At 54.0% G+C, this 1,656-nt stretch carries 1 protein-coding gene and 1 pseudogene; both read left to right on the top strand.

Annotated elements, in window-relative coordinates:
- On the top strand, positions 1-266 hold a 266-nt coding region (locus WS61_RS35690), incomplete at its 5' end, for a hypothetical protein (RefSeq protein ID WP_157692749.1).
- 723 nt (positions 267-989) lie between these two features.
- Positions 990-1,451 (top strand): annotated as a pseudogene (locus WS61_RS35685) (transposase); the annotation flags it as partial.
- Positions 1,452-1,656: the final 205 nt, after the last annotated feature.

Here is a 1,656-nt window from a genome sequence, read left to right as displayed (position 1 = left end):
CCTTCGGCCTACGGCCGAAGGCTCATGAAAGACCGAACACTAACGCTCGGCACTGTCCAAGAAATCCAAGCGGTTCACTGTTCCAACGCCTCCCGCTGGCGACCAACGTCGACGACTACGACGCGCTGCTGCCCTGGAAAATGCCGGCCGACCTGCGCCGATCCGCTTCCTTACCGCACCTCAAGCGCTCCACCGATTACTCTGAAGGACGTCGTCAACGGATCGCATACGAACAGATTTTAGGTACTCGTCCGGGCGTTCACTGACGGGACCGGCCAGAGTGGACGGATTGGCCTGCAACAACGATCCCAATTAAACTTTATCCTCCTGTCTAAACGGGGGAGCATCCAGAAACCAAACTTGTCATGTCGCTTTCCGCGATCTATTATCAAAAAAAATTCCGAGGTCGAATCATGACGGCAAACGTGCTCAAATCGAGATTTCAGGAAACGATACGTCAGGCGGCGTACAGACTTGCCGACGGCGGAACTTGTTCGAACTGGCGAGCCGTAGAGGATATGCTTAGTCTCAAGTATGGCGTCCTGAAAGCACGCCGCCTGCTCGTCGACCCCTCTGTCCGAATCGAGGTCGATCGCCGCTGTCGGATTGCCCGCACACTAGACGTCTCTTGAATGTAACCTGCCATGACCCCGCGCATTTCATCGATAAAATCCAAAATACTTCGAGAATCTCGCATCCGGCATCCGGCATCCGGCATCCGGCATATAGCGACCGCGAATCGTGGTTTGCTCGACCCGCGTCGAGAGATTGCAATCCATTACATTAAACTATCGCAGCCATTGTTTCGAAAATGTTTTCTATAAAATATCAATTTTTCCACTGAAAATCGATAGTTTCTGTCATTGCAAATAACAGAAACTTATATCGATATTGCAGAGTTTATCCTAATATTTGATAAATTGCATGAGTATTTACATCTTAAATTGTGGAGCCCCCCACGCCTCTGTGGACAAAATGGCGCTCTTAAAATAAGGGATAGTCTTGTACCTATCTGTAAGTCTGGTCATTGTTTGAAAAGCATCGAAATTCTGCCCGAGACGGAGCGGTGCCGTCGGCGCACGGCGTAGGAAAAAGTCGCCATCGTGCAGGAAATAGTTGAACCGGGAACATCGATGTCGGCCGCAGCGCGTCGGCACAGCGTCAACGCCAACCAAGTGTTCGGCTGGCGCAAGCAATAGAAGACGCTGGGGGTAGAAAGCCTGAGAGAAGCCATGGAATGGAGTCGCTCAAAAAACCTGGCTGCGTATTCGCCCTGGTTGCCAGAGGACAACCGGTGAAGGCGGCCTGCGGAGTTTTCGGCGTAGCACGCTCCGCCGCAATGGTAAAACCGATTCGTTCGTCTGACTGGCGCGATGGTAGCCGTGCCCGTGCGACCCGATAATGTCGGGCTGGCCGACGAAATCCCGGCCCATTCGCCGACCTACAGCTATTGGACGGCGCAATTAGCTGTTTGGGGTGCGGATCGAGTGGCGAGCGCGCTGCCAAGATCTACGGCCTGATTAGCACGTCGGCACAATCTAGGACAATCGAGCGCATGCGAATCTTGCTCCGAACCCGCTCCGGAAAGGGCGGCGCGTCACGCGTCGCGATAGAGGGCGGCGATCGCGTCCGTATAGGCCGCGACGTTCTCGGGGT

Origin of the sequence: Burkholderia sp. ABCPW 11 (assembly GCF_001523445.1) — a bacterium.
Classification (GTDB): domain Bacteria; phylum Pseudomonadota; class Gammaproteobacteria; order Burkholderiales; family Burkholderiaceae; genus Burkholderia.
This window is presented reverse-complemented; position numbering and strand designations above follow the sequence as displayed.